We start from the raw sequence: 2,299 nt of genomic DNA on the forward strand, positions 1-2,299 counted from the left end.
TGATCCCGAGCGACAACCCAAATCCAGGCAAAACACTCGGCTGGCGAAACCGCCAGCGGTTCCCATTGCGTCGCTCCGTCAACTTCAGGTCACCTTTTCAGCCCTGCAACCGTAAACGGTCGCGCCATCCCCTTATCCAAACCGATCGTCAAGTCGCCGGTTGGCCGGCTTGTCAGAGCGCCGGTGTATTCGGCGCCAAACTAACAATTTCGCGGGCTCCAACAACGCAAATTTTTGACGCTGGGACGGGTCACAAGGAAACTGATTTCGCTTTTGAGCCGCGTCGATGGAAACACTCTACTGCAAATATTGTTCCATGCCGCATCGGCGATCGCGGGCACGTGATCTTTGGCCAAAGAAATAAATACTATCGAGTTTATGGATATTAGGCGATCCTTGCTTCTCCACTGGCTGTCGCTTGCGCATAGTTGATCCAGTATCGGATCTGCTTGCAACGAGTCGTTGCAGGTCCTGGGTCATTGTCGCAAGAGATTGATGTCATGGCAAAAACGCTCATCATTCCGGGATTGTTCGGGTCGGACGAGGGACACTGGCAACGCCATTGGCTGAGGGATCATCCGGATGCGGTTCTCGTCGAACAGATCGACTGGGACCGGCCAAGGCTTGATGATTGGCGCGACGCTCTCGAACGCGAAATCCTCCGGCACGGGACCGTCGATCTGGTGGCCCATAGCCTTGGTTCGGTTCTTGTCGCCAACTTGGCGCGACGCCCCCTGGCAAGACAAGTGCGCAGCGCATTGCTTGTCGCGCCCTGCGATCTTGGGCCAACCGACCGCCTGCATCCTGGCGCCATCGATTTCGGCCCGATGCCCGACCTGCCGTTGCCTTTCTCAAGTCTTGTCGTCGGCAGCCTCAACGACCCCTATATGCCCTTTGATCGCCTGCGGCATGTCTCCACCCGTTGGGGCAGCCGCATCGTCGATCTTGGCTATGCCGGCCATATCAACATCGCCAGTGGCTTTGGCCGCTGGTCGCATGGCTACGATCTGTTGCGAGTGTTGAACGGCATCGCACGTCGAGATGCACCGCGCGTTCAGGCAATCGAGGCTGATGTCATCGATCGGTCGCCGGTCCCGAGCGCTCTTGCCTGATGCCTCGTCGAAAGCCCATTCGGCTTGCTCACTCACACAGCACTTGATGTTGGGATCGTTTCGAGCTCTAATAGCGCACTAACTTTATAGAGTATGCCGTCTAGGGATGACCATGCACCAAAGTGCCAGGCCAACCAGTACAACGGATACAGGCTCGACCGTCGCGGCGGCGGTCGTTATGGTTTCCCGACCCCACCGTTATGGCGCAGAGCGACGATTGCGCGATGCGGACGGCAATTTATTCACAATTCGGTCGGTGTGTGCAGTCCGAGCCGAAACAGCCATGCATTTCAGACTTTGCCGGGTAGACCCGGCCATGGGAGAGTGCAGATGACTGTCCATGGATTGTTTACGAAGGTCGCTCCAGAGGGAGCCGGCGCAAGAGCCAAACCGCATATTGCCATCATAGGCCGCGGCTTTTCCGGGGTGATGATGGCCATCGCGCTGATGAAGTCGGTGCGAGCGGCGTTCCACGTCCATCTTTTCGATCCGCAGCCGACGATCAGCGGCGGGCAGGTGTTGGCGGCTGCCCAGAGCGGCGAGATCCTCAACAGCCGGGTGCGCGATCTTTCTGTCGCCGCCGGCCAGCCGGAAGACTTCAACGATTGGCTGCTGGGGAATGCCGAATTTCGCGCGGCGGTCTCTGCCGCCATTCCCGGCTTCCAGCAGATCTTCGTGCCGAAGAGCATCTTCAGCGACTACGTTTATCAGCGCTTTTCCGAAGCGCTGACGCGCAGGCCCGATATTTCGATGCAGCTTTCCTGTCAGGCGGTGTTGGGGCTGCGCAAGCAGGCCAACGGCCGCTTCCTCATGGTGCAGGAGGGGGCAGCGGTGGAGTGTGACGCCGTCGTGCTGGCGACCGGCTTCGGTCTACGCCGGGGCGAAATGGAGGTTGCCGAGGAGGAAAAGCCCCTGGTGCGCGCCCGCCGCCTGGTCGTGCCTCGTCATACCGTCCTGCTCGGCAGCGGCGTCCGGGTTGTCGACCGTCTGCTGCAATTGCGCGACAATGGTTTTGCCGGCGAAGTCACCATTCTTTCCCGGCACGGCTTTCTGCCGCAGCCGCATACGCGCCTTGCGGCGGCACCAACATTCCCGGTCGAGCCGATGCCGACGCGGCTCGGCGAAATCGTCCGCTTCGTCCGGCAGGCCTGTGCGGAAGCGGAAGCCACGGGACTTGGCTGCCAGGC

Annotated in this window: 3 protein-coding genes; all 3 read left to right on the plus strand. The window is 60.0% G+C overall.

All coding sequences use genetic code 11. From position 1 onward, the window contains the following. Nucleotides 1–389 (plus strand): hypothetical protein (locus I8N66_RS25450; RefSeq protein WP_291159656.1); only part of this gene is annotated, 389 nt, incomplete at its 5' end. 111 nt (nucleotides 390–500) lie between these two features. Next, nucleotides 501–1,112 (plus strand): alpha/beta hydrolase, encoded by a 612-nt coding sequence (locus tag I8N66_RS25455; RefSeq protein ID WP_113540588.1) that lies wholly within the window; start codon nucleotides 501–503, stop codon nucleotides 1,110–1,112. Nucleotides 1,113–1,442: 330 nt separating this feature from the next. After that, nucleotides 1,443–2,299 (plus strand): FAD/NAD(P)-binding protein (locus tag I8N66_RS25460; protein ID WP_291159658.1); only part of this gene is annotated, 857 nt, incomplete at its 3' end.

This window comes from Ensifer sp. SSB1 (assembly GCF_016652895.1).
Lineage (GTDB): Bacteria > Pseudomonadota > Alphaproteobacteria > Rhizobiales > Rhizobiaceae > Ensifer.